Here is a 22,091-nt window from a genome sequence, read left to right as displayed (position 1 = left end):
GTTCTCGCCGCTTAAAAAACCACGCCGGCCTGAAAAATGACGTTTGCATAAGGCGTACATTCGCCCGTTCTCACCACCGCTTTGCTTTGCTGAGTACGTTGCTTAAACTCTTGATGAGACACATAGGAAATGGCGATGCTCTTGCCAGTGCGTTCTTGCTCTTGCTGCAATTGAACAAGCAGCGCCTGATGAAGCTCTGGGCTAACTTGAGCAAACTCCTCCGCCATTACCACCCCTTCAATCTGTGATTCTGACAAGAAAACGCCAACCGTTTCAATAAAACTGGGGACGCCATGGGTCAGCGCCAAATCAATGCGCGTCACTTGATCGGGAATGGGTAAACCCGCATCACAAATGGTGATCTCATCGGTGTGTCCCAAAGTGGCCACTAGGTAAGAAAGGTCAGAGTTTATCAGGGTACTTTTTTTCATTGTGCGTCTCTCGGTACGTTGGAAAAATCCGAGTCATCCTCGTCGGAAAATCATCATCGAAACGTTTCGATGAGATAGTATATCGCGCGGTATAATTTGCTATTGCTCCCCACTCAATCTGTGATAGCGATCTTGCAAAGTTTGGCTCGTGGTAAAAAAACAGCGCAATCGATCACAAATAGATTTCGACAAAATTCACGAAACCAGTATTCTATGTCGAGCAAATTGTTAACAAATGATCTTTCTCGTCACGTTTTGTTTCAGGAAACCTTAGCCCTATGAACCTTGCATTGCTCTCTGCTTTTGTTCCAACCTTCTTCTTTGTCTCGATTACGCCCGGCATGTGCATGACGCTGGCGCTGAGCTTGGGCATGAGTATTGGCTACAAACGCACATTATGGATGATGATCGGTGAACTCGCCGGAGTGGCGTTGGTCTCGGTGTCGGCGGTGATTGGTATTGCGGCTATCATGCTCAACTACCCGATGCTGTTTGTCAGTTTCAAAGTGCTAGGCGCGCTCTATTTGATCTACCTTGGCGTACAGATGTGGCGCTCGAAAGGCAAGCTAGCATTATCAGGCGATGGTAGCCCCGTCACGGTCGGTGGTAACTGGAATTTGGTGATGCAAGGCTTTATCACCGCCATTGCGAACCCCAAAGGTTGGGCGTTTATGATTTCGCTGTTACCGCCTTTTATCGATCAATCGGCGCCACTTACCCCACAACTAATGCTGTTAGTCGGCATTATTCTTATCTCGGAGTTTGTCTGCATGACGCTCTACGCCACCGGCGGTAAGGGGCTAAAACGCATTCTTGGCAAGTCACAAAATGTGCGGACGCTCAACCGAATTGCAGGCAGCTTGATGGTCGGCGTCGGCATCTGGTTGTTCTTTAGCTAAGGAGCCATTAGCGCTTTCTGAACACCCAGATCGGCCCGATGAGGAGAAACTGCACGTCTTCAAAAAAGGACGGCTTTTTACCTTCAATTTTATGGCCGATGAACTGCAACAGCCACAAGCAGACAAACAGCGCCAGGGCGATAGTAAAAACGGGCAGTTGCAAAAGCGCTAAGCTCCAAGCCAGCGCGATGCAAGACAAGGTATAACCGAGCATCAGCAAGAAGACGCTCAGTGAAAGGCGAAAATAAAACACCCACACGGGTAAGGCAGCGAGCCAGACCCAATTGAGTGTCATGCCAGACAAAGTAATGGGGGGAATGGACCAGATCAGCGCCACCACAGAGAAAAAAATCCCCGGCACTGCGATGGTGTGGATACGCTGATTGATCGGGTGTTGATGGCTTTGCCCGTAAGCGTCAAGCCACTGAGTCAAGGTACGCATCGTTTCCCTTCCTAATTGCGCTAAAGTGGCCGCTGTGATTTGGGCAGTTTGGCCACCACTAAGTCATAAGAGCGCTGACACAAATCTTCGATCAAGCCATCCTCGACATCGCCAGCAAAATAGACTGTAATCCAGTGGCGCTTGTTGGTGTGATAGCCTGGCGTGATGGCGCTAAATTGTGCACAGAGCACTTCGCCATCTTCAGGTTTCGCTTTGAGCGTGACGTACTCTTTTCCTTCACGCGTGGCCAAAATAGCAAACATTTTCTCTTTAACCTTATAAACCAGAGCGTCCGGGCCAAAAGGAAAATCACTTTGCGCGCAGTTGAAGGTGTCTAGGTATTGCTGTAACTCGTTGATCGTCATCGCTCTCACCAACTATGGAATCCGGTGCATCATAAGATGCCACTGATTAATGATAAGTTAAGCATTAGAAATGCCTTGTTGTGAAGCGACACATAAAAAAAGAGAGCTCACGGCTCTCTTTCGTTTTTCTCGTTACCATTTTTTCATTAAGCGACCGACCAAGCTCGGGTGGTAAGTCCAACAGTGATCAAACATCGACATCAACTCAGGGTTGCCATATTTGGACAGACTTACCGCGTGAAAACGGTTTTGTTGCAACTTAAGCTGCTCGACCTTCGCCAACATCTCTTCCGACTGTCTCGGCGCGATAAAATCAGACAACACCACCAGATCCGCGTTGCGATACTTCTCACCACTCATCAGCTCAATCGATTTAAGCAACACGGGCTCAAACGCGGTGCCGCCATGAAAGGTATAAGTAAGGAAGTCCGCCGCTTCACGCAAGCCATCTTGGCGAGTCAGCTCATAGGTGATCTGCTCGGTGGAGAATAAGATCACATAACAGTCTCGCTCTTCTGCTAACGCAATCTGCATCAGCGCATACGCCATCGCTTTAGCGCTTTGCTCTGGAAAACCACTCATCGAGCCCGATGCGTCAACACAAATAACAAACGGCCCTTTTTCGATTTCAACTTGCTGGTTATCTGGTTTATGCGCTTTTACTTTACGCAGGGTGCGCGATTTGCCTTTGACTCGATAGTTCATTAAACGTTTATCGGCCAAATGCTTGTAAAACACCACTTCCAGCTCCGGATAGGCGAGAAACATGGTTTCATTCGGCAGCAGTTTATTAAGATCATCACTCTCGTGAATGCCGACAATGTCATCGGTGGCTTCATCGCTTTTCTCTTCCACCATCTGCAGCTCTTCCGCTGGTGTACGGTAGAGATCCGGATCATCCACCTCATTCGCCATGCGGCCAAGCTGCTCGGCTATCTCTTGCAAGCCTTTGTTCTTTTTTAGAAACTCGGCGTAGCGTTTCATTACGGAAACGTCCGTTTTGCTCAGCTTAGCCGCCGCCATATCCCACAGACGACCAACGCTGCCTTCATCTCCACCGTCGGTCACTTTGTCCATGCTTTTCATGGTTTCCATGCGCTGATACATGTCGGCGAGCATTTTCTCTTTGTTCGCTTCCAGCTCAGTCACCTGCGCTTGTTTGACCGCGTCGCTTAAACTCTGATACCACTGATCGCAGAAGTAGTGTGGAAACATGGGGTTAAACACCCCTTTGTTTTTCTCCAGCAACCTACGCGCCTGCATGTAAAACGCGGAATGCCACTCCAGTTTTTTCACTACCTCATCGATCTGCTCGAAAAACTCGCGCTCGCTAAGGTGAATGACGCTTTGATAGAGCGAAAACTCTTGCTGGAAGCGCTCGGTTTCACACACTTTGGTAATACGCCGTTTAACGCTACCGCGCCATTTAAGCAGATGGTTTTTTACCGAAGATTTTACACCTTGGTTTTCCGCCATCACCATGAGTTGCGAACGGGCCATTAAATCATTCACCGCAGACTCAACAATGCCTGAGTCTGCAATCATTAACGCGAGGTTAAGGCTATCGGCTCCCAGCATGGCGGCTCCTTACGAAAAGTACTCGTTGAGATGCTTAATGCGGAACATGGTTTTCTCACTCTCGCTTTTGGTGGTTTCCAGCGTGTGATTGACCTGTTGCAGCGTTGCTTCCATTAAACGAGGCAGTTCCGGATCAATGAAGTTGTGCGGCAAGGCACCATGAAAATCGCTGCGCGCTTTACGTAAGTGGTGTTCAGCCTCCGTGAGTTTGCTAAAAGCGCTGTCACATTTTTCTACCCACTTTTGGTAGTGTTCTTGATTAAGCCCCTCTTTCGTCACCAAACTGACCAGCACCGCGCGGTTGGCAATATCACGAACGACTAGGTTGTTCGAGGCATCAAGGTCGAACTTAAGGCGGCACAAATTGGTATTTTGATTAACAAAACCATAGAGGTCGCCATGACCTTCTTTGATCAAGCGATCCAACTCATCTTTTTGCACATACACCCATCGGCTATCGCCTCGTTCAGATTCAGAGACTGACATGTTGCTTTGCAGTAGCACCAGTTTGACCAAATTGCGCGTTGGCCCAACGCTGTAAATGCGCGCTTCTGAAGTATCAAAATGGTGTACTTCTTTCCCTTTACGCAAAAGACCCGCCGAGGATTCCATCGACAACACTATGCCGTACTGCTCTTCCAGCTCCTGCTGAATGTCCGCCAGCTCTTCGCGACAATGGTCGATTTGGTGCTGTACGTTCTTTTGATCAAACGCGTGGTTAAGGGCAAATTCTTGGATGACAGAAGTGACCACGTCACGAGAGTCAGGACTATTCCACAAGCAGTCTTGCAGTAACAGCAGATCCAGTGGATTGATCTCATCACGACCATTGAAAAAGGCACTCGCTTTGAGAAGGCGCACCGCCTTTTTCCAGCGACGGTCAGAGACATAGAGATCCATGTCAGCCGCATCGTAGCCTTGGGCTTCCACTTTCTCTTCCAGCATCGATTTGAGCTGATAGAGCTTTTCAAACACTTTATCGTTGAGTTTGAGTGACTCGAGCGCCTGCTGCCACTGATGATACTCTCCATCGGTGATCGCCAAACCTTCAGGAACGCGCGCTTCTTCTGGCGTACCGACCGTCAGCATCGATTTGAAATTTTGCTTGTTCTGAATTCGGTTGACGAAGACACGTACCAACATTCGATCGTACAAGGCTTCGAGGCCACTGTCTTCATCCGGTAATTCGTTAGACGCAGAAATCAGCAGACGCATCGGCACACGCTCGATATCGCTGCCATTTTTAAAGGTCTTTTCGTTCACCACGGTAAGGAGCGTGTTTAGGATCGCTGGTCCTGCTTTCCAAATTTCGTCTAGAAAAACTACTTGCGCCGTCGGTAGATAGCCTTGGGTTAAGCGCACATAACGGCCATTGTCTTTCAGCTCTTGAATGCTGAGCGGACCAAACACTTCTTCTGGCGTGGAAAAACGCGTCATCAGGTATTCAAAATAGCTGCTGTTGTCAAATGCTTGGATAAGGCGCTTTGCAATCAAGCTCTTAGCAATACCTGGAGGGCCAAGAAGAAACACGCTTTCGCCAGCCAAAGCGGCCAACAGACAAAGTTTGATGGTGTATTCACGTTCATAGACGCCATCAGCCAGCGCTAAGGAAAGTTTGTTAATTCTTTCGGAAAGTAACGCTTTGTCTGCGTTTGACGCAAAAGAGGGGCGAATCATTACGTTACTCCTGATTCAGATCGATATGGTTACACGTACTTTTATACATTTGTTATCACTTTGTTACAAGTGTATTTTGTGCGGAGAAGCCCTTATAGCAGAAGTCGCTTTCGCTTGACAACGGGTAAACAAAGATTGCATTTATGGGGCGCAAATCACTGATTGCGCAATCGATAAAGCAGCGTTTGCACAATTATTGCTTTTTTTTGGCTTGGTTAGTGCGTATCTTGTCTGCTGAGTTTTTTACAAATCTGTTAACTAGGAAAGTCGTTTTGACATGAGAAAAATCATACATAAATGGAAAAACATCGCCCTGGTTGAAGAAAATGTTGCCCTACCTAACGGCAAATCTGTCTGCCATACCACCATCCAACATCCCGGTGCAGCGGTCATTTTACCCGTCACAGCATCAGGCGAAATTGTGCTGATCAATCAGTATCGCCCTTCGTTAAAAAAATGGCTGTTGGAACTTCCGGCGGGCACCAAAGAGGCCAATGAAGATCCACTCACCTGTGCTCAACGAGAGTTAGAGGAAGAAACAGGTTACAGTGCAGAGTGCTTTTACTCACTGGGTCAAGTCACGCCGCTGGCTGGATTTTGCGATGAGATCCAATATCTGTTCGTGGCAAAGCAGCTGCGCCTAACCAATCGCTATCAATGTGATGACGATGAAGTGATTCAAGTCGTCACTATGCCAGTCTCGCAATTAGAAGAGAAAATTATTGACGGCAGCATCAGCGATGGCAAAACCATTGCTTGTTTGAGTAAAGCCAAACTGTGCGGTTATCTCTAAAGAGAAAAAGTCACCAATAAAACAGTAAAGTCAGGAGAAATGATGGCTAGTAATAAAATTGATTTTCGCTCCGATACCGTCACTCAGCCTACCCCGGCGATGCGTGAGGCCATGGCCAACGCCATGGTTGGCGATGATGTCTACGGCGATGATCCAACCGTCAATGAGTTAGAAGCGTTTGCAGCGAGCGAAACGGGTTTTGAAGCGGCGCTTTTCACCACTTCGGGCACTCAGGCAAACTTACTCGGCTTGATGTCTCACTGTGAACGTGGTGACGAATACTTGTGTGGCCAACAAGCGCACAACTATCGTTACGAAGCGGGCGGCGCGGCGGTGTTAGGCTCAATTCAGCCGCAGCCGATTGAGAACAATCCAGATGGCACATTGCCTTTTGATAAACTCGCCGCTGCGATTAAGCCCGATGACAGCCATTTCGCCCGTACCAAGCTGCTTAGCTTAGAAAACACCATCAACGGTAAAGTGTTACCACTAAGCTATCTTCAACAAGCGCGCGCTTTTACCAACAAACATGGGCTGAAAATGCATCTTGATGGTGCGCGTGTCTACAATGCCGCCGTAGCGCTGGATGTTCCAGTGCGTGAAATCGCTCAATATTTCGATTCAATGACCATCTGCCTGTCTAAAGGGCTCGCTGCGCCTGTCGGTTCTTTGCTTTTGGGAAGCAAAGAGTACATCACTAAGGCGCGTCGTTTGCGCAAAATGGTTGGCGGCGGTATGCGCCAAGCGGGCATTTTAGCCGCCGCAGGTAAATTGGCACTGACCGAGCAAGTGAGCCAACTCAAAACAGACCACGACAACGCGAAAGCGCTGGCACAAGGGCTTGCGACACTGCCCGGGTTTGATGTGAATCCGCAATGGGTGCAAACCAATATTGTGTTTGCCAAACTCGATGATAGCGTCGATATCGCAACCATAGCGCAAAAGCTAAAGCAAGAGCAGATCATCGTGTCTCCGGGAAATCCAATCCGCTTTGTCACTCATAAGGACATCCGTCGCGAAGACATCGATCGGTTGCTCAGCGTATTACGCTCCTATTTATGATTTTCATGGCAGAGCATTGTGATTTTTATGGCAGAGCGCGTCACTGACGATGCTCTGCCCATTTTACTCAGAGCATTTTGTTTAACCGTCATTTGGAGTCTCCACTGCAATGGCCACACAATTCTTAGCTGATTCTCTCCAAGGTCTACGTGTGATTGACGCTTTGGATGTCGATGATTTACCCAGCGGCGAGCACAAATTCTGGTTTCGCGTTGCCAGCAACGCTTTATCTCAGTGGCAACATCTGCCTGTGCTGGTCTTTAAAGGTGAGAAACCGGGCAAAAAATTGCTCATCACTGCTGGCGTTCATGGCGATGAATATAACGGCGTACTCAGCGCACAAAAAGTGGCGCGTGATCTGGTCGGGCAGAGCTTAGCTGGCGTCGTGACTATCGTCCCCACCATCAACTTAAGTGGTTTGCTCAATCACAGTCGCGATTTTCATTCCGCCGATCCAGACACGTCGGCCGTCAATCTCAACCGTCACTTCCCCGGCAATGCCAAAGGGAATGAAGCCAACCGCTACCTCGATACCTTGTGGCAAAAACTGTTAAAGCCCAACGCACAATTGGCCATCGATCTGCACACACAAACCAGCGGCGCAGCGTATCCTCTTTATGTTTTTGCCGATTTTCGCCTGCAAGCTTCGCTTGATATGGCTCGCTGGTTAAACCCAGATGCCATTCTCGATGACCCGGGAGATGCGGGCGTGTTAGAAACGGTCTGGAATCAACACGGTGTCCCCTGCATTACGGTTGAAGTGGGCATGGGGCGATACACGCAATTTGACCTTGTTGAACGTACAGCCACTGGAATCAATAACATTCTGACGCACTTGCAGATCAAAGACGGCGTCCCCTCAACGCCGCTTTCTTGCGTGCAAGGCAAAGAGATTATCTCACTGCGCGCCGAGATGGGCGGCTTTGTCATTCCGCAGGTTGAGCTACTGCAAGATGTTTCCCCGGGCCAATTGCTGGCTCTTCAGTACGACAGCTTTGGTGAAGAAATGGCTCACTACACCGCGCCTGTCGCCGCGACGGTTCTAAGCCACAACCTTGAACCCCTGCGCGCGCCGGGCGCTTTAGTGGTGCGTTTGATTCGCTAAGCCCACTCGCCTCTCAAAACGTTGAGAGGCGAAACGACTGATGAAATAGCTTATTGATTTTGCTAAGGTATGGTCAAAACAATAATCAAGAATAGCCAATGAGCGTGATAGAGTTCTGCCAAGTCAGCAAGTGGTACGGTCAATTCCAAGCGTTAAAATCAATCTCACTGTCCGTGCGCAAAGGGGAAATTCTCGTGATTTGCGGCCCATCCGGTTCGGGGAAATCGACGCTGATCCGCACAGTCAATGGCTTAGAATCGATCGACGCAGGAGAAATCCGTATTCTGCCCGATTTGCAGGAAAATCCTCAAAACCGTGGCAAAATCGGCATGGTTTTTCAACACTTCAATCTCTTTCCTCACCTGACAGTGAGACAGAACTTAACCCTGTCGCCGATGAGAACCTTGAAATTAAGTCGCCATGAAGCCAATCAAAGAGCAGAACAGTTGCTTGAACGAGTAAAAATCGCCGATCAAGCCGACAAATACCCAATCCAACTTTCTGGCGGGCAACAGCAGCGTGTGGCGATTGCACGCTCTCTGTGCATGCAACCCGAGATTTTATTGTTTGACGAGCCAACATCGGCACTTGACCCAGAAACCATCAACGAAGTGCTGGATGTGATGGTTGACCTGGCCAATGATGGCATCACCATGATGTGTGTCACGCATGAAATGGGCTTTGCACGCAAAGTCGCCCATCGCGTGGCGTTCATGGACGAAGGAGAAATAGTAGAAATCGCACCGCCAGAGCAACTTTTCTCGGCAGCGCAGCACCCGCGTACGCAACAATTTCTCCAACAAATTTTAGGTTCGAGGTAGCGATGGTTAGCAATAAAGCCATGCGCTTAATTAAACCTATTCTGCTGGCAATGGTTCAAGCGCTGCTGATGTTTGCCGCACTGGTCTGGTTGCTCGATTCAGGAGCCAAAGCAATGGGCTATCAGTGGCAGTGGCATCGAGTTCCTGACTACATTCTCTTTTTTGAAGATGGCGAATGGTGGGCCGCTGAACTACTGCAAGGTCTTATGGTCACGTTGCAGCTCACTGCCATCAGCCTTCTTTTCACCTTGTTACTGGGGCTGACCACCGCCCTACTACGTCAGTCACGTTCGATTGTCGGCCGAGCCCTTGGCACTGGTTATGTCGCAGTGGTCAGAAACACACCGCTGCTGGTGCAAATTTACCTGCTCTATTTTGTTTTTGGCCCAGTCATTGGGCTGGATCGCTTTTCAACCGCCGTGCTCGCGCTCGCGCTGTTTCAAGGCGCTTATACTGCTGAGGTTTTGCGTGGCGGGCTCAACGGCATTGCGCAAGGGCAATACGAAGCAGCAAAATCACTTGGCTTGTCGACGTTCTTTACTTTCTACGATGTGATCTTGCCGCAACTTTTGCAACGAACTCTCCCACCGTTGACCAATGAAATGGTGTCTCTGATCAAAAACTCGTCTATCGTCAGTGTGATGGCCATTTTCGATCTCACCACCCAAGGCAGGAATATCGTCTCTGAAACGGCAATGCCCTTTGAGATCTGGTTTAGTGTCGCTGCCATCTATCTGTTACTCACGTTAAGTCTGTCAGCACTTTCTGCTTGGCTGGAACATCGCCTCGGTGCTCGCTGGCGTTCACATTAAACACATTTAAGGGAAGAAGCATGAAACTGTTTAAACACCGAATCGCTCGCTTAAGTATTGCTGCGTTTCTCACTGGCCTACTCGGGATCAGCCTGAGCACACCATCACTGGCTAACGAAAGCGCAACTGCCAATCTCGATAGTATCAATCAACGCGGTACACTGCGTGTTGGCATGTCCACCTTCGTTCCATGGGCGATGCGTAACAAACAAGGAGAACTGATTGGCTTTGAAATTGATGTCGCTAAGCGCTTAGCGGCTGATTCCGGCTGGAAAGTCGAATTTGTTCCAACCGCTTGGGATGGCATCATTCCCGCTCTCTTAGCAAAGAAATTTGACGTCATCATCGGCGGTATGTCCGTCACCCCAGAGCGTTCAAAAAGCGTGCTGTTTACTGCGCCCTATTCTCACTCCGGCGTGCAAATTGCAGCCAGTAAAACGCTAGCAGCCGATTTCACCTCGATGGAAAAATTCAATTCGCGCCGGGTGAACATCGCCGCTAGACGAGGCGCATTTACCGTGCAAGTGGCCCGCGAAACCTTCCCGAAAGCAACCATTCTACAGTTTGATGACGATGCTCAAGCGTTCCAAGAAGTGATCAACGGTAATGCTCACGCCGTAATTGCCTCCAGCCCAAAACCTGAACACGAAACCATTAAACATAGCGATAAACTGTTCCTGCCGTTTAGCGAGCGCCTTGCCAAAGGCAATGAAGCGTTTGCGGTGCGCCTTGGGGAAGAAGACAAAAAAGCCTTTTTCGACACTTGGATCCAAGCGCGCATGGCCGATGGCTGGTTGCAACAACGTTACGAGTACTGGTTCTCGACGTTAGATTGGCAAGATCAGATTGCATCGGGCCAATAACCTATGACGGTTAAATCGCATCCACCTTTTCGCTATAAACTCAGCCCGCTGGATGTCGGGCTGAGCCTCTTAATTATTGGCCTGCTGGCTTGGCTCTACCACCGTTCTTCAGTTGGCATTCATTATCAGTGGCATTGGCAAGAGGCGCTTGAACTCATTTTCACTCCGCGCGCCGATGGCAGTTTGCCATACTTTTTTCAAGGAGTGCTTGCCACGTTGAGGCTAAGTTGTTGGTCGATGCTACTGGCTTTGATGCTGGGCACCTTGATTGGCATTGCCAGAACAAGCGAACGTTCGATGCTGCGCGTTCCTGCCAATGCGTTTGTGCAGTTAATCCGTAATATTCCACCATTGGTGTTTGTCTTTATTTTCTACTTCTTTATTTCTAACCAACTTATTCCGTTACTTGGTTTGGAAACACTTTTGCGCAATTACCCAGCAACGCCACCAGCGGCGATAACTTGGCTGTTTGGCCCCGCCAATTTGTGGGAAAACTTGCTCTCCGGTGTGATGTGTCTCGGTTTGCTCTCTTCGGCTTACATTGCCGAAATCGTTCGCGCAGGACTGCGTAGCATTGCCAAAGGTCAGTGGGAAGCTGCGGATTCACTTGGCCTCTCCGCTTGGGTCAAGTATCGTTTTGTGATTGGTCCACAAGTATTGGCATCCATTACGCCAGCGTTAGCAGGGCAAACTATCTCGCTGGTGAAAGAAACCTCTATCGTCTCTTTGATTTCCATTCAAGAGCTAACCTTTGTGGGCAGTGAGGTCGCCAACTCTTCCGGTTTTATTTTCGAAATTTGGCTGATTGTCGGTTTTTGCTATCTGCTGCTTTGTTTCTCTTTGTCTACCGTGTTCAAGCGTATTGAACTGCGCAGCTTAAAGTATTTACGCCGTTAGAGCGTCTTATAGCAAACAGGGTTTAAGAAAAACTCCTCTCGTCCGTTAATGAGTGCTTACCTCGTGGCGAGAGAAAATGGTGAAGAATTGGACTATCCGCAGGATGCCGCTCGTGTGCTGTACAAAAATGATTTTGATGGTTTGTATCTTCGCCTTGAAAAAGCCTCCACAACCAATAATCTTGATCGCTTAGTCGTAGAAATTGACAAGCTGGCGTCTGAGTTACCCGCTAACTTCAATGATATCGCTGAGCTGCGCTTTCAAACTGCCAACAAGTATTTGCAGTTTTCAGATATCCTGCTTAAAAAGCGCCAAGCCAATAATGCGCGCAGTGCGATGAAAAAAGCCAATGAACTGCTTCAGCAAATCGAGCGTGGTAACCTAAAAAGCTAACTTTGCAAAACGCCATAAAACGAATGTCTTTATGGCGTTTCTGAAAATTAACAGGACAATCATGGCAATCAATATTCTGGTCACTCGCCTTACGCGCGGTGACGATTTGAAAAAAGCGCTGGCTGACATAGTCACCAAGCACTCTATTCGTGCGGGCAGTATCACCTCGTGTGTGGGCTCACTCTCTGCGCTGAACATCCGCCTTGCGGGCGCTGAGCAAACGTTGTCACTTGAGGCACCTTTTGAGCTGGTTTCGTTGATGGGGACACTAACGGCCAATCACCAGCATGTGCATATTGCGGTGTCTGACACACAGGGCCGCGTTTGGGGCGGACATCTTCTTGAGGGCTGTTTGATTGACACCACCGCTGAGCTCATCATTCATCACTATCCCGACTTAGTCTTTCAGCGAGCATTTGACGAGCAGACTGGATTTAGCGAATTGGTTGCCGATTAGAACTCTCGCCACCCACCCCACTTTGCACTTTAAAACGCAAAGGCGGGGGGATGTTCGTCTGCTTGGCTAGCGTAGCTGCTGGTTAAAGAAGCCAAGCGTACGCTGCCAAGCCAACTCTGCCTCTTCTTTCGCGTAGCGTGCGGTCGAATCGTTGTGGAAACCATGATTAACATTGGCGTAGATAAACGCTTGATAGTTGGCATTGATCGCTTTGAGGTCCGCCTCGTAATCTGGCCAAGTATCATTGACTCGTTTATCCAGCTCGGCAAAGTGCAGCATCAGCGGCGCTTTGATGCTCCGGCGCAGAGACTTAGCCGCGGGTGTACCATAAAATGGAACGCCTGCATTCAATTCTTCACCCAGCACCGCTGCCAACAGATTGACCACGTAACCGCCGAAGCAAAAACCAACGGCACCCAGCTTACCGCTACTATTTGGATGTGACTTGAGATATTGAGCGGCAGCAATAAAATCTTGCTCCACTTTCTCTCTGTCGAGGCTTTTTTGCATCTCTCGCCCCTGATCATCATTGCCGGGGTAGCCACCCAGCGGCGCTAATGCATCCGGAGCAAAAGCAATAAAACCCACTTTGGCCAAACGCCGAGCGACATCTTCAATGTAAGGATTCAGTCCCCGATTTTCATGCACCACCAAAACCGTGGGAGTCGGCTGAAGGATCTTTGCTGGCGTGACCATATAGCCTCGTCCTTCCCCATACCCCAGCGGCGATGAAAAGGAAACATAGTTCGCTTTGATATCGGGATCGTTAAACGACACTTGCTCAGCTCTGGCATAGTCGGGTAGAAGCGCCGCCGTGATAGAGCTGACACTAAAACCAAGGACTGCCAAACCGGCTAATTTGCCTAAAAACTCACGGCGATCAATTCGGCCGTGGGCATAGTCGTCATACCAATCGAACGCTTCTTGCGGAATCGCTTGGTCTACTTCCTGTTGCAGCGTATTTTTGTCCATTTGCTTGCTCTCTTTTCACTAGGTTCATTAACCATAGTTAACTCGGCGAAAATCACCAAGTGGCATATCACTTGCAAAATAACGTACCCAAACAGTAGTAAACTAACGCTTTCTTAAGCTGTTGACTCGCGTTGATAGCACATCACCAATCGTTCTTCACCATCTCCAAAGTAATTACTTTCTCTATCAATGAGTTGAAAGCCTTCCGATTGATAAAGGCGCAGTGCGGGCTCGTTTTCTGGTGCCACCGTCAGCTTGATTTTTTGATATTGCCCAGTGTGAGCGAGTGCGTGACGCACCAGTTTGCGCGCAATTCCCTGCCCTTGATGGGACGATGAAACGGCGAGTGAAAGCATCCACGCTTCATCTGCAGAGTGATCGGTCGGAGCAATCAAAACATAACCAGCAAGCTGTCTGTCAACCTGCGCAACATACACGCCACCAGGCCAACAATCGAGCGCTTGGCGGATGAAAAAGATCGGGTAACCGTGTTCGGCGAAAAGTTGCTGTTCGAGCTGTGCGATGGCGTGAATGTCTTCTCTATTTGCATTGCGGATGTGTAGATTCATGTCGGTATTTCATGGAGAAAAATCAAGAGGCATAAGATAGCGCAATTATCGTGTTGTGCCAAAGTACGCCTGATTTCAGGTGATGATTTGCCCAAAAGCAACTCGGCACCCTAAGGTGCCGAGTTAGTCTTTACAATCTGAAACGCGATATCTCCTTGTCAAGATCGCCAGCCAAAGCGTGTAGACGTTTTGCTTGCTCAACCGCATCCAGCGCGTCGACAGCCAAACGATCACTCACCTCTCGAACTGATTCAGTATTGCCGTTGATGTCGGCCGTTACTAATGACTGTTCTTCTGCGGCCGAAGCGATCTGCGTTGCCATATCACTGATGGTTTGAATCGCATCACCAATCGCCGTCAAGCTTTCACCGGTGAGGTTAACGTCTTCAACACTGGTCGCCGCAAGCTCATGGCTTTGCTTCATCACCGCAACAGCACTGCTGGTTGCGCGCTGCAAGCCTTGAATTTTTTCTTGGATTTCTTCGGTCGAGGCGTGGGTACGCTGCGACAACACGCGGACCTCATCAGCAACCACCGCAAAACCACGCCCTTGCTCTCCGGCACGAGCCGCCTCAATCGCCGCGTTGAGTGCCAACAAATTCGTTTGCTCTGCGATGGCTCTAATTGTGGCTAAAATGGTCGAAATTTGCTGTCCGTGCGCTTCCAGTTCACCAATGATATCAACGGCATTGGTAAGTTCTTGCGCAAGAGAATTGATCGAGCGCTGGCTCTTTCTCATCTGCTCAAAGCCATGCTGGCTCAACTCAACCGATTGGTTGGCATTTTTCGCCGTGTTATCGGCATTACCTGCAATTTCGGCTGTTGCGGAGGCCATTTCCGTCACGGCGGTAGCCACCATGGTGATCTCATCCTGCTGATGACGAATGCTCTCGCTGCGTTGACTGGCTGAGCGCGCCGCTTCATTCGCTCCAAGGTTGAGCGCGCCAGAAACATCGCGCACGTTCTTCACCATCACATGCAATCGGTCGACAAACTTATTGAATTTCTCGGCCAACTGACCAACTTCGTCTTGGCTAGTCACTTGCAAACGAACAGTCAAATCACCGTCGCCTTCGGCGATATCAGCCAAGGCTTCACTGACGCGACCCAGTTCGACCAGCTGTTTCGCCACGAACCAAGACGTGGCCAGTGCCATCACTACGAGCACCAGCATACCGATTAACGTCTGATTAAGCAGCATGTCAGATAACGGCTCTTCCAACGTTGCCTTATCCATCTCCATCACGAGTAACCAGTCGGTGTATTCGATCGGTTGCGCCATAATCACTTTGGCAGCCCCTGCAACATCAACGTATAACGCACTATTGCTATCAGCGGCGCGAATCAGATCCGAAATGCTCAGTTCTGGCGCTATTTCGGCTACTGGTTTAAGCAGTACTTCTTTATTCGGATGAGCAACTACATTGCCTTTACGATTAACAAGAATCGCGCGGCCATTGCCCGGTACCTGAATGGCTAAAACGTCTTTGATCAGTTTGTTGAGCGCCAAATTTGAAGCGGCAACGCCGATCAATTTGCCATTGTGTCGAACAGGTTCGGTTAACGTCACCACTAGAGTTTGCATGGTAACACTGACGTAAGGCGCAGTGGTGATAGCACTATTAGCGGCTTTGGCCTCTTTATACCAACCACGTTCTCTGGGATCGTAGCCCGCCTTGTTCAGTGAAGGATCATGACGAAACATCTCTCCTTGTTCATTCCCGTAATAACTTAGGCCAAATCCCCCCGCGACAAGCGCTTGACGTAAATGCGGCACAATATCGAGCTGCGGGTTGCGCTCGATTTCCTCTTTCAAACCTTTAACGGCGAGCTGTTTGTCATGAAACCAGTCCGCAATCCCCTTGGCATGAGCACTGAGTGTGTTGCGGCTTTCACTTTCAATCGCTTTCCAGCTGTGAGTTTTAAAGGTTTGATACCCAACAAAAAGAAGTGTCGCGGCGGTAATCGCAATCGCTAAAACGACGGAGGAAACCATTTTCCTCTTTAAACTGAATTGCATAGATGGCTCTCATTGCTTATTAGAAATTCTATAAAGCGTAGATTATCAATCTAATTTGTGAAATTCTGGCTATGCGTCTAACTTTATATCCAAGCTGTTTGTCTTTGCAGTAAGGTTGTGATCTTGCTTCAAAACAAACGGCGCCCAATAGCGCCGTTCAGAGGTGGATCGCGACATCATCGCTTTCAGGATAATTTAAAGGTCGCCACTTTGGCACTAAGTTCAGAGGCTTGTTGCTTCAATTGGTTGGACTCGCTTGAGCTGTCTTGCGAACTGACCACCAGTTGATCGGCAACATCTTTGATTTAGGTGATGTTCTGGGTGATTGCGCTGGTAACGTGCGTCTGCTCTTCCGCCGCCGTCGCAATTTGCGTCGCCATATCACTAATTAAATTCACCACCGCAAAACCTCGGCCTTGCTCACCAGCACGCGCGGCTTCAATTGCCGCGTTGAGCGCGAGCAAGACGTTGCTTCGTTTGTGCGCACTGAACACAAAAACGTTTTTGCTTTTGACCGAGTTTATTTTCAATCATGGCCATTTTATTTTATATAAAAGAGCATTTTTAATAATATCTAATTTAGCAAAACGAAATTTAGCCAATGTTGCAAATCAAAACTGGAACTCAAAATAAAATTACCAAAAAATAATCATTTTAAATCTAGAGAATGAAATAAATTAGCATTAGATTATCTATGCAAAGCTAATAAAACACCACCTCATTAAGCAATCTCTTATTTTGAAATGTAAAGAACAAATAAAAAACAACAACTTATCATTACACTTATAATAATTAAAAAGATATCAAAGGTCATTATTACATCAATCAATATTTGTCAACAATAAATGGTTACATTATTTATTTTTGTGAAAATAAGCCAGAATAAGAATTTATTGCCTTCCCATTAACATTCATGGCGGTTTAAAAATAACCACTTTATGAAATAAAAAAGTTTCAACATTCAAGGATGAGGACCAATACCCTTACGATTATTAACATTATTTCGTGATCGGTAGTTTAATATAATAAAACCAACTCGTAATGAGGAAACTATGCGAAAAAACAACAATAAAATAGCAGGAAGAATACTCCTTCTTTCAAGCTTGTTTGCTGCACAGGCTTTCGCGGATGTCCAAATTTTGGGCAGTGAAAGTGAAATCTCTCAGGCCATCGCACAAAGCTATCGCCAACCTGTGACGCTCTACAGTGGCCATTTATCTCAGCAAGATTTGCTTTATGTCAACGCAGGCAGCGCTTCTGAAGATGAACTCAACCTCGCTCAACAGCACATCGCTAATGGTGATACGGTTGTGCTCGATCTCACGACAATTGCTGGCGAAGAAGCGCAATTCTCACTGAGCCAAAAGCTCACCGGACTGGGCATTTCAGCCCCAGTGGTCGTGACTGGCACCTATCAAGGGGATTCCTTAGTCAATGCGATTGTCAGCGATGTGACCGATGAGAACGGTAACTCGCTCAATAACCGCGCCGCAGAGCTGGAGAGTATCACGCAGTCTCTGCAACACGCACTTGATCGTTTTGGCTTCGGAGGTAACTAAGATGAAAACACCCGTTATATTTACGTTTTCGTTACTCGCCGCGGCGATGAACGCCAGCGCACAAGAATATGTGCCGATTGTCGAAAAGCCGATTTACATCACCAGCTCAAAAATTAAATGTAACCTGCATACGTCTGGCGATTTTGATAATACCCGCGATTGGTGTAATGCTGGTGCGTCAATTGATGTTCGCGTTAACGTCGCACAAATGCGCTCGGTGCAATCCGCTACCGCCGCAGGCTTTACCCCGGATGCAAAAATTGTCCGCTTTACTGTTGATGCAGACAAACCCGGTACAGGCATCCACCTTGTGAACGAGCTGCAGCAAGAGCATAGCTGGTTCCAAAGCTGGGCGAACCGTCGCACCTATATTGGTCCGTTTGCCAGCAGCTACGATTTGTGGGTTAAGCCGATTTCTGGCTACACACCGAAAAAGGCACGTGATTTCCCACAGAATGAGAACAAAAACTACCAGCACCGCGACACGCATGGATACTCGATTGGCGTGAATGGTAAAGTGGGGGCTGAGGTCAATAAAGACGGCCCTAAAGTGGGTGGTGAAGTCAGTGGTTCGTTCACTTATAACTATTCGAAAACCTTAGTGTTCGATACAAAAGACTACCGCATCAACAACCGTTCTTCGCTAAGCGATTTCGATATCTCCTTTGAACGCGAGTTCGGTGAGTGTGATGAACTGCGCCGCCAGGAGTTGGGTTGCTATTTTACCGCAGCTCACTGGGGTAGCGGATGGGTGTTTGACAAAACCAAGTTCAATCCGATCTCCTACGCTAACTTTAAACCCAGCTATGACGTACTTTACGAAACGCCTGTCAGTGAAAGTGGCACCACAGACTTTGAGATTGGGGTAAAGCTTAACTACCGTGCTCGTTTTGGTACTGTGGTACCTTCGGCGCTGTTCTCTGTCTATGGCCCTGCGGGGTACTCTTCAAACAGTACAACCGTTAAACAACGAGTGCGTGTAGACTGGAATCATCCGTTGTTCGAAGCCGAAGCGCACGTTACCTTGCAATCTTTGAGCAATAACGATTTGTGTCTCGATGTGTATGGTAAAGATGGCGATCAAAAAGCCATCGGTGGCGAGGTCAACGGCTGGAGTTGTCATGGCAACTGGAATCAAGTTTGGGGTCTTGACAAAGAAGAGCGCTACCGCAGCCGTGTTGCGCCAGATCGCTGCCTGACCGTCGGCAATGACCACCGTCTCACCGTTGAGCGATGTGGAGCAAACCTTGCTCAGAAATGGTTCTGGGAAGGCGACAAGCTGATCAGCCGTTATGTCGATGGCAGCAACACTCGCTACGTGCTAGATATCATCAGCGGCCAAACTGTCGGCGTCAGCCCTGAATCCTCAGCAACGCATGCACGCTGGAAACCCACGCTGCAACAGATCAAACTTTAACCAGCCTAGCGCTCTCGCATTCAGCGGGAGCGCTTTAGTTCTAACCAGCGAACGTTCGTTTGCTCAAAAACCAATCACAAAAGTTCCAAAACGCCATTTTGTAACACGTTGAAAATGAGAGATATCATCCATATTCGCAACTTAATATCCTGTTTTATTAATATTATTAATTGAAATGTAACATTTCTCACAGAAAACTTTGTCAATCAATACGAAAATCCGACCGATTTCGAACGAAAAGTTTTTGCTCGTTCGCACTTTAGAAGAAACCACCCGCTCTCTACTCAACATTCTTTTGTTCGGGGCCGTTTCTATACCATCGCAAAACACAAAGTAAAGAGGCTTACCATGTTTGGTATATTCACACCCAAAGCGCATATCAATCGCCTACCTGGCGAGAAAATCGATAGTGCTTACTCCCGCCTGCGCTGGCAATTGTTTATCGGCATTTTTGTTGGTTATGCTGGCTACTATCTGGTACGTAAAAACTTCAGTCTGGCGATGCCATATCTGATTGAACAAGGCTTTAGCCGCGGCGACCTCGGTGTCGCTCTGGCTGCGGTATCCATCGCTTACGGTTTATCTAAATTCTTAATGGGTAGTGTTTCCGACCGTTCTGATCCGCGCTACTTCCTCAGCGCAGGCTTGGTGATGTCTGCCTTAGTCATGTTCTGCTTTGGCTTTATGCCTTGGGCAACCGGCAGCATTACCGCCATGTTTATCTTGCTGTTTTTGAACGGCTGGTTCCAAGGTATGGGGTGGCCTGCCTGTGGCCGAACCATGGTGCACTGGTGGTCTCGCAAAGAGCGCGGTGAAATTGTCTCAGTGTGGAACGTGGCGCACAACGTAGGTGGTGGTTTGATAGGCCCACTCTTCCTCTTCGGTTTGTGGATGTTCAATGACGACTGGCGCACCGCTTTCTACGTACCTGCCTTCTTCGCTCTACTGGTAGCGGTATTTATTTGGATTACCATGCGTGATACGCCTCAATCTTGTGGCCTGCCACCGATTGAAGAGTACAAAAACGACTACCCAGACGATTACGACACCTCGCACGAAAAAGAGATGACGGCCAAAGAGATCTTCTTTAAGTACGTGTTTAACAACAAACTGCTTTGGTCTATCGCAATTGCGAACGCCTTCGTTTACTTGATCCGCTACGGCGTACTCGATTGGGCTCCGGTATACCTGAGAGAAGCCAAAGAGTTCACGGTTGACAAATCTTCTTGGGCTTACTTCCTCTACGAGTGGGCGGGCATTCCGGGTACCCTGCTGTGTGGTTGGATCTCAGACAAACTGTTCAAAGGCCGTCGTGCGCCAGCGGGCATTCTGTTTATGGTGTTGGTAACGCTTGCGGTACTAGTTTACTGGTTTAACCCAGCAGGTAACCCTGGCGTGGACATGGCAGCGCTGGTGGCTATCGGCTTCCTCATCTATGGCCCTGTGATGCTTATTGGTCTATACGCACTCGAACTTGCACCGAAAAAAGCCGCTGGTACTGCTGCAGGTCTAACGGGTCTGTTTGGCTACTTGGGCGGCGCAGTGGCGGCAAACGCGGTACTGGGTTACACCGTTGACCACTTTGGCTGGGATGGTGGTTTTATCATCTTGATCGGCTCTTGTATCACCTCCATTGTTTGTTTGACTTACGCACTGCTGGGCGAACGCGCTCATCACGAAGCGAAGAACAAACAGAAAGAAGCCGTTGCTTAATTAAACTTCCTCAAGCCCGTTTTTTTACTGCCGTAAGCTAACGGGCTATTTTCTGCGCGAAAGTGTCATCATAGTTACATTTTCGAACGTCAGGATACTCCTTCGAAAATTTAGTGAAAACAAACACAAGGAAAATTCCATGAAGCTCTCTCCTCTCTATTTCGCTCTCGCTGCTTTGGCAGCTGGCAGCGTGACCGCAAAACCCTTGGTGATTGCTCATCGCGGCGCTTCTGGCTATTTGCCAGAGCACACGCTGGAAGCCAAAGCGCTGGCTTACGCCATGAAACCAGACTATATCGAGCAAGATGTGGTAATGACCAAAGATGATCAGTTGGTTGTGCTGCATGACCATTATCTTGACCGCGTGACGGACGTCGCGGATAAGTTCCCAGATCGTGCCCGTGCGGATAAACGCTACTACGCCATCGACTTTACTTTAGCTGAGATCAAATCACTGCGAGTCACCGAAGGTTTCAATATCGATGACAAAGGCAACAAAGTGGCGGGCTTCCCCAACCGTTTCCCGATGTGGAAAGGCGATTTCACCGTCCCTACCCTGCAAGAAGAGATTGAACTGATCCAAGGGCTTAACAAAACGTTAGGTTACAATATCGGCATCTACCCAGAGATCAAAGCACCTTGGTTCCATCGCCATGAAGGCAAAGATATAAGTACTGCGGTATTGAAAGTGTTAAAGCAATACGGCTACACCAACCAAGAGAGCAAAGTCTACCTGCAATGTTTCGACCCGATTGAGCTTAAACGCATTAATGATGAATTGATGCCTGCGATGGGAATGGATCTGAAACTGGTGCAGCTTCTTGCCTACACCGATTGGAACGAAACTATGGTGTACCAAGGTAACACTGCAACACCCTACGATTACGACTGGTTCTTTAAACCCGGTGCGATGAAAGAAGTGGCAACCTACGCAGAAGGGATTGGCCCTTGGAAACCGATGCTCGTGGATGACAAATCAACCAAAGACAATCTGATTGTTCTACCGCTCATGCAAGAGGCCAAACAAGCCGGCCTTGCTGTGCACCCTTACACGTTCCGCGCAGACCCTGGCCGTATTGCGCCATACGCAGAAAATTTTGCTGGCATGCTGGACGTTTTCTATAACAAAGTCAAAGTAGACGGTCTGTTTACCGACTTCCCGGACAAAGCGGTGCACTTTTTGTCCGAGCAAAAATAGACTCAATCCAGTTTCAATCATGCCCATTTTTGGAGGCCGATTTACGGC

At 48.5% G+C, this 22,091-nt stretch carries 22 protein-coding genes and 1 pseudogene; 14 read left to right on the top strand and 9 right to left on the bottom strand.

Translation table 11 applies throughout. The features are described 5' to 3' along the window. Positions 1 to 11 precede the first annotated feature (11 nt). Complete coding sequence (rbsD, locus tag UF06_RS20815) at positions 12 to 431, bottom strand: D-ribose pyranase (protein ID WP_045572143.1); 420 nt, start codon at positions 429 to 431, stop codon at positions 12 to 14. 278 nt (positions 432 to 709) lie between these two features. On the opposite strand from rbsD, the gene UF06_RS20810 reads away from it, so the two are divergent. Further along, on the top strand, positions 710 to 1,330 hold the full coding sequence (locus UF06_RS20810) for a LysE family translocator (protein ID WP_045572142.1): 621 nt from the start codon (positions 710 to 712) through the stop codon (positions 1,328 to 1,330). A gap of 7 nt (positions 1,331 to 1,337) precedes the next feature. On the opposite strand, the gene UF06_RS20805 is transcribed toward UF06_RS20810, so the two are convergent. From UF06_RS20805 to UF06_RS20790, 4 genes are all read right to left on the bottom strand, one after another. Continuing rightward, positions 1,338 to 1,772 (bottom strand): Mpo1-like protein, encoded by a 435-nt coding sequence (locus UF06_RS20805; RefSeq protein ID WP_045572141.1) that lies wholly within the window; start codon positions 1,770 to 1,772, stop codon positions 1,338 to 1,340. Positions 1,773 to 1,792: 20 nt separating this feature from the next. Continuing rightward, complete coding sequence (locus tag UF06_RS20800; RefSeq protein WP_045572140.1) at positions 1,793 to 2,137, bottom strand: MmcQ/YjbR family DNA-binding protein; 345 nt, start codon at positions 2,135 to 2,137, stop codon at positions 1,793 to 1,795. Between the two features lie 132 nt (positions 2,138 to 2,269). After that, positions 2,270 to 3,715 (bottom strand): ATPase RavA stimulator ViaA, encoded by a 1,446-nt coding sequence (viaA, locus tag UF06_RS20795; protein WP_045572139.1) that lies wholly within the window; start codon positions 3,713 to 3,715, stop codon positions 2,270 to 2,272. Positions 3,716 to 3,724: 9 nt separating this feature from the next. Further along, complete coding sequence (locus UF06_RS20790) at positions 3,725 to 5,392, bottom strand: ATPase RavA domain-containing protein (protein ID WP_045572138.1); 1,668 nt, start codon at positions 5,390 to 5,392, stop codon at positions 3,725 to 3,727. 277 nt (positions 5,393 to 5,669) lie between these two features. On the opposite strand from UF06_RS20790, the gene UF06_RS20785 reads away from it, so the two are divergent. From UF06_RS20785 to UF06_RS20745, 9 genes are all read left to right on the top strand, one after another. Further along, positions 5,670 to 6,185, top strand: a complete 516-nt coding sequence (locus UF06_RS20785) for an NUDIX hydrolase (protein WP_045572137.1) — start codon at positions 5,670 to 5,672, stop codon at positions 6,183 to 6,185. A gap of 42 nt (positions 6,186 to 6,227) precedes the next feature. Then, positions 6,228 to 7,247, top strand: coding sequence for a low-specificity L-threonine aldolase (ltaE, locus tag UF06_RS20780; protein ID WP_226972474.1), 1,020 nt, complete (start codon positions 6,228 to 6,230; stop codon positions 7,245 to 7,247). Positions 7,248 to 7,356: 109 nt separating this feature from the next. After that, positions 7,357 to 8,352, top strand: coding sequence for a succinylglutamate desuccinylase/aspartoacylase family protein (locus tag UF06_RS20775; protein WP_045572136.1), 996 nt, complete (start codon positions 7,357 to 7,359; stop codon positions 8,350 to 8,352). 104 nt (positions 8,353 to 8,456) lie between these two features. Continuing rightward, positions 8,457 to 9,173, top strand: a complete 717-nt coding sequence (locus UF06_RS20770) for an amino acid ABC transporter ATP-binding protein (RefSeq protein ID WP_277914548.1) — start codon at positions 8,457 to 8,459, stop codon at positions 9,171 to 9,173. Between the two features lie 20 nt (positions 9,174 to 9,193). Further along, the gene (locus tag UF06_RS20765; protein ID WP_045572289.1) at positions 9,194 to 9,985 is read left to right on the top strand and encodes an amino acid ABC transporter permease; all 792 of its coding nucleotides are present in this window, start codon (positions 9,194 to 9,196) and stop codon (positions 9,983 to 9,985) included. A gap of 20 nt (positions 9,986 to 10,005) precedes the next feature. Then, complete coding sequence (locus UF06_RS20760) at positions 10,006 to 10,848, top strand: transporter substrate-binding domain-containing protein (RefSeq protein WP_045572134.1); 843 nt, start codon at positions 10,006 to 10,008, stop codon at positions 10,846 to 10,848. Positions 10,849 to 10,851: 3 nt separating this feature from the next. Beyond that, positions 10,852 to 11,745, top strand: coding sequence for an amino acid ABC transporter permease (locus UF06_RS20755; RefSeq protein WP_045572133.1), 894 nt, complete (start codon positions 10,852 to 10,854; stop codon positions 11,743 to 11,745). A 63-nt stretch (positions 11,746 to 11,808) separates the two neighbouring features. Next, the gene (locus tag UF06_RS20750; RefSeq protein WP_139046427.1) at positions 11,809 to 12,138 is read left to right on the top strand and encodes a hypothetical protein; all 330 of its coding nucleotides are present in this window, start codon (positions 11,809 to 11,811) and stop codon (positions 12,136 to 12,138) included. 61 nt (positions 12,139 to 12,199) lie between these two features. Next, entirely contained in the window at positions 12,200 to 12,595 is a 396-nt protein-coding gene (locus tag UF06_RS20745; RefSeq protein WP_045572288.1) for a DUF296 domain-containing protein, read from the top strand. A 66-nt stretch (positions 12,596 to 12,661) separates the two neighbouring features. Here the strand turns inward: UF06_RS20745 and UF06_RS20740 are convergent, their stop codons facing one another. The 4 genes and pseudogenes from UF06_RS20740 to UF06_RS25135 all read right to left on the bottom strand — a co-directional run. Continuing rightward, positions 12,662 to 13,567, bottom strand: a complete 906-nt coding sequence (locus UF06_RS20740) for a dienelactone hydrolase family protein (protein WP_045572131.1) — start codon at positions 13,565 to 13,567, stop codon at positions 12,662 to 12,664. Between the two features lie 113 nt (positions 13,568 to 13,680). Beyond that, positions 13,681 to 14,136 (bottom strand): N-acetyltransferase, encoded by a 456-nt coding sequence (locus tag UF06_RS20735; RefSeq protein WP_045572130.1) that lies wholly within the window; start codon positions 14,134 to 14,136, stop codon positions 13,681 to 13,683. A gap of 130 nt (positions 14,137 to 14,266) precedes the next feature. Beyond that, on the bottom strand, positions 14,267 to 16,156 hold the full coding sequence (locus UF06_RS20730; RefSeq protein WP_045572129.1) for a methyl-accepting chemotaxis protein: 1,890 nt from the start codon (positions 16,154 to 16,156) through the stop codon (positions 14,267 to 14,269). Positions 16,157 to 16,341: 185 nt separating this feature from the next. Then, positions 16,342 to 16,635 (bottom strand): annotated as a pseudogene (locus UF06_RS25135) (methyl-accepting chemotaxis protein); the annotation flags it as partial. Between the two features lie 573 nt (positions 16,636 to 17,208). Between UF06_RS25135 and UF06_RS20720 the strand changes: the two are divergent. The 4 genes from UF06_RS20720 to glpQ all read left to right on the top strand — a co-directional run bounded on the left by UF06_RS20720 (position 17,209) and on the right by glpQ (position 22,043). Continuing rightward, entirely contained in the window at positions 17,209 to 17,715 is a 507-nt protein-coding gene (locus tag UF06_RS20720) for a cytolysin secretion protein (protein WP_045572127.1), read from the top strand. Position 17,716: 1 nt separating this feature from the next. Continuing rightward, positions 17,717 to 19,132 carry a leukocidin family pore-forming toxin gene (locus UF06_RS20715; protein WP_045572126.1) on the top strand — a complete coding sequence of 472 codons (1,416 nt, stop codon included), beginning with the start codon at positions 17,717 to 17,719 and terminating at the stop codon, positions 19,130 to 19,132. A 348-nt stretch (positions 19,133 to 19,480) separates the two neighbouring features. Continuing rightward, the gene (glpT, locus tag UF06_RS20710) at positions 19,481 to 20,845 is read left to right on the top strand and encodes a glycerol-3-phosphate transporter (RefSeq protein ID WP_045572125.1); all 1,365 of its coding nucleotides are present in this window, start codon (positions 19,481 to 19,483) and stop codon (positions 20,843 to 20,845) included. 139 nt (positions 20,846 to 20,984) lie between these two features. Further along, positions 20,985 to 22,043: a glycerophosphodiester phosphodiesterase gene (gene glpQ / locus UF06_RS20705; RefSeq protein WP_045572124.1), complete on the top strand. Its 1,059-nt coding sequence runs from the start codon at positions 20,985 to 20,987 to the stop codon at positions 22,041 to 22,043. Positions 22,044 to 22,091: the final 48 nt, after the last annotated feature.

The sequence above is a fragment of the Vibrio sp. S234-5 genome (assembly GCF_000960595.1).
Lineage (GTDB): Bacteria > Pseudomonadota > Gammaproteobacteria > Enterobacterales > Vibrionaceae > Vibrio.
This window is presented reverse-complemented; position numbering and strand designations above follow the sequence as displayed.

What these genes read in the sequence shown, in the direction of transcription:
- UF06_RS20720 (WP_045572127.1), top strand. Translation starts at nt 17,209, where the DNA reads ATGCGAAAAAACAACAATAAAATAGCAGGAAGAATACTCCTTCTTTCA.
- UF06_RS20790 (WP_045572138.1), bottom strand. Translation starts at nt 5,392, where the DNA reads ATGATTCGCCCCTCTTTTGCGTCAAACGCAGACAAAGCGTTACTTTCC.
- UF06_RS20805 (WP_045572141.1), bottom strand. Translation starts at nt 1,772, where the DNA reads ATGCGTACCTTGACTCAGTGGCTTGACGCTTACGGGCAAAGCCATCAA.
- UF06_RS20715 (WP_045572126.1), top strand. Translation starts at nt 17,717, where the DNA reads ATGAAAACACCCGTTATATTTACGTTTTCGTTACTCGCCGCGGCGATG.
- UF06_RS20735 (WP_045572130.1), bottom strand. Translation starts at nt 14,136, where the DNA reads ATGAATCTACACATCCGCAATGCAAATAGAGAAGACATTCACGCCATC.
- ltaE (WP_226972474.1), top strand. Translation starts at nt 6,228, where the DNA reads ATGGCTAGTAATAAAATTGATTTTCGCTCCGATACCGTCACTCAGCCT.
- UF06_RS20800 (WP_045572140.1), bottom strand. Translation starts at nt 2,137, where the DNA reads ATGACGATCAACGAGTTACAGCAATACCTAGACACCTTCAACTGCGCG.
- UF06_RS20755 (WP_045572133.1), top strand. Translation starts at nt 10,852, where the DNA reads ATGACGGTTAAATCGCATCCACCTTTTCGCTATAAACTCAGCCCGCTG.
- viaA (WP_045572139.1), bottom strand. Translation starts at nt 3,715, where the DNA reads ATGCTGGGAGCCGATAGCCTTAACCTCGCGTTAATGATTGCAGACTCA.
- UF06_RS20745 (WP_045572288.1), top strand. Translation starts at nt 12,200, where the DNA reads ATGGCAATCAATATTCTGGTCACTCGCCTTACGCGCGGTGACGATTTG.
- UF06_RS20765 (WP_045572289.1), top strand. Translation starts at nt 9,194, where the DNA reads ATGCGCTTAATTAAACCTATTCTGCTGGCAATGGTTCAAGCGCTGCTG.
- glpT (WP_045572125.1), top strand. Translation starts at nt 19,481, where the DNA reads ATGTTTGGTATATTCACACCCAAAGCGCATATCAATCGCCTACCTGGC.
- UF06_RS20775 (WP_045572136.1), top strand. Translation starts at nt 7,357, where the DNA reads ATGGCCACACAATTCTTAGCTGATTCTCTCCAAGGTCTACGTGTGATT.
- glpQ (WP_045572124.1), top strand. Translation starts at nt 20,985, where the DNA reads ATGAAGCTCTCTCCTCTCTATTTCGCTCTCGCTGCTTTGGCAGCTGGC.
- UF06_RS20760 (WP_045572134.1), top strand. Translation starts at nt 10,006, where the DNA reads ATGAAACTGTTTAAACACCGAATCGCTCGCTTAAGTATTGCTGCGTTT.
- UF06_RS20730 (WP_045572129.1), bottom strand. Translation starts at nt 16,156, where the DNA reads ATGCAATTCAGTTTAAAGAGGAAAATGGTTTCCTCCGTCGTTTTAGCG.
- rbsD (WP_045572143.1), bottom strand. Translation starts at nt 431, where the DNA reads ATGAAAAAAAGTACCCTGATAAACTCTGACCTTTCTTACCTAGTGGCC.
- UF06_RS20785 (WP_045572137.1), top strand. Translation starts at nt 5,670, where the DNA reads ATGAGAAAAATCATACATAAATGGAAAAACATCGCCCTGGTTGAAGAA.
- UF06_RS20810 (WP_045572142.1), top strand. Translation starts at nt 710, where the DNA reads ATGAACCTTGCATTGCTCTCTGCTTTTGTTCCAACCTTCTTCTTTGTC.
- UF06_RS20740 (WP_045572131.1), bottom strand. Translation starts at nt 13,567, where the DNA reads ATGGACAAAAATACGCTGCAACAGGAAGTAGACCAAGCGATTCCGCAA.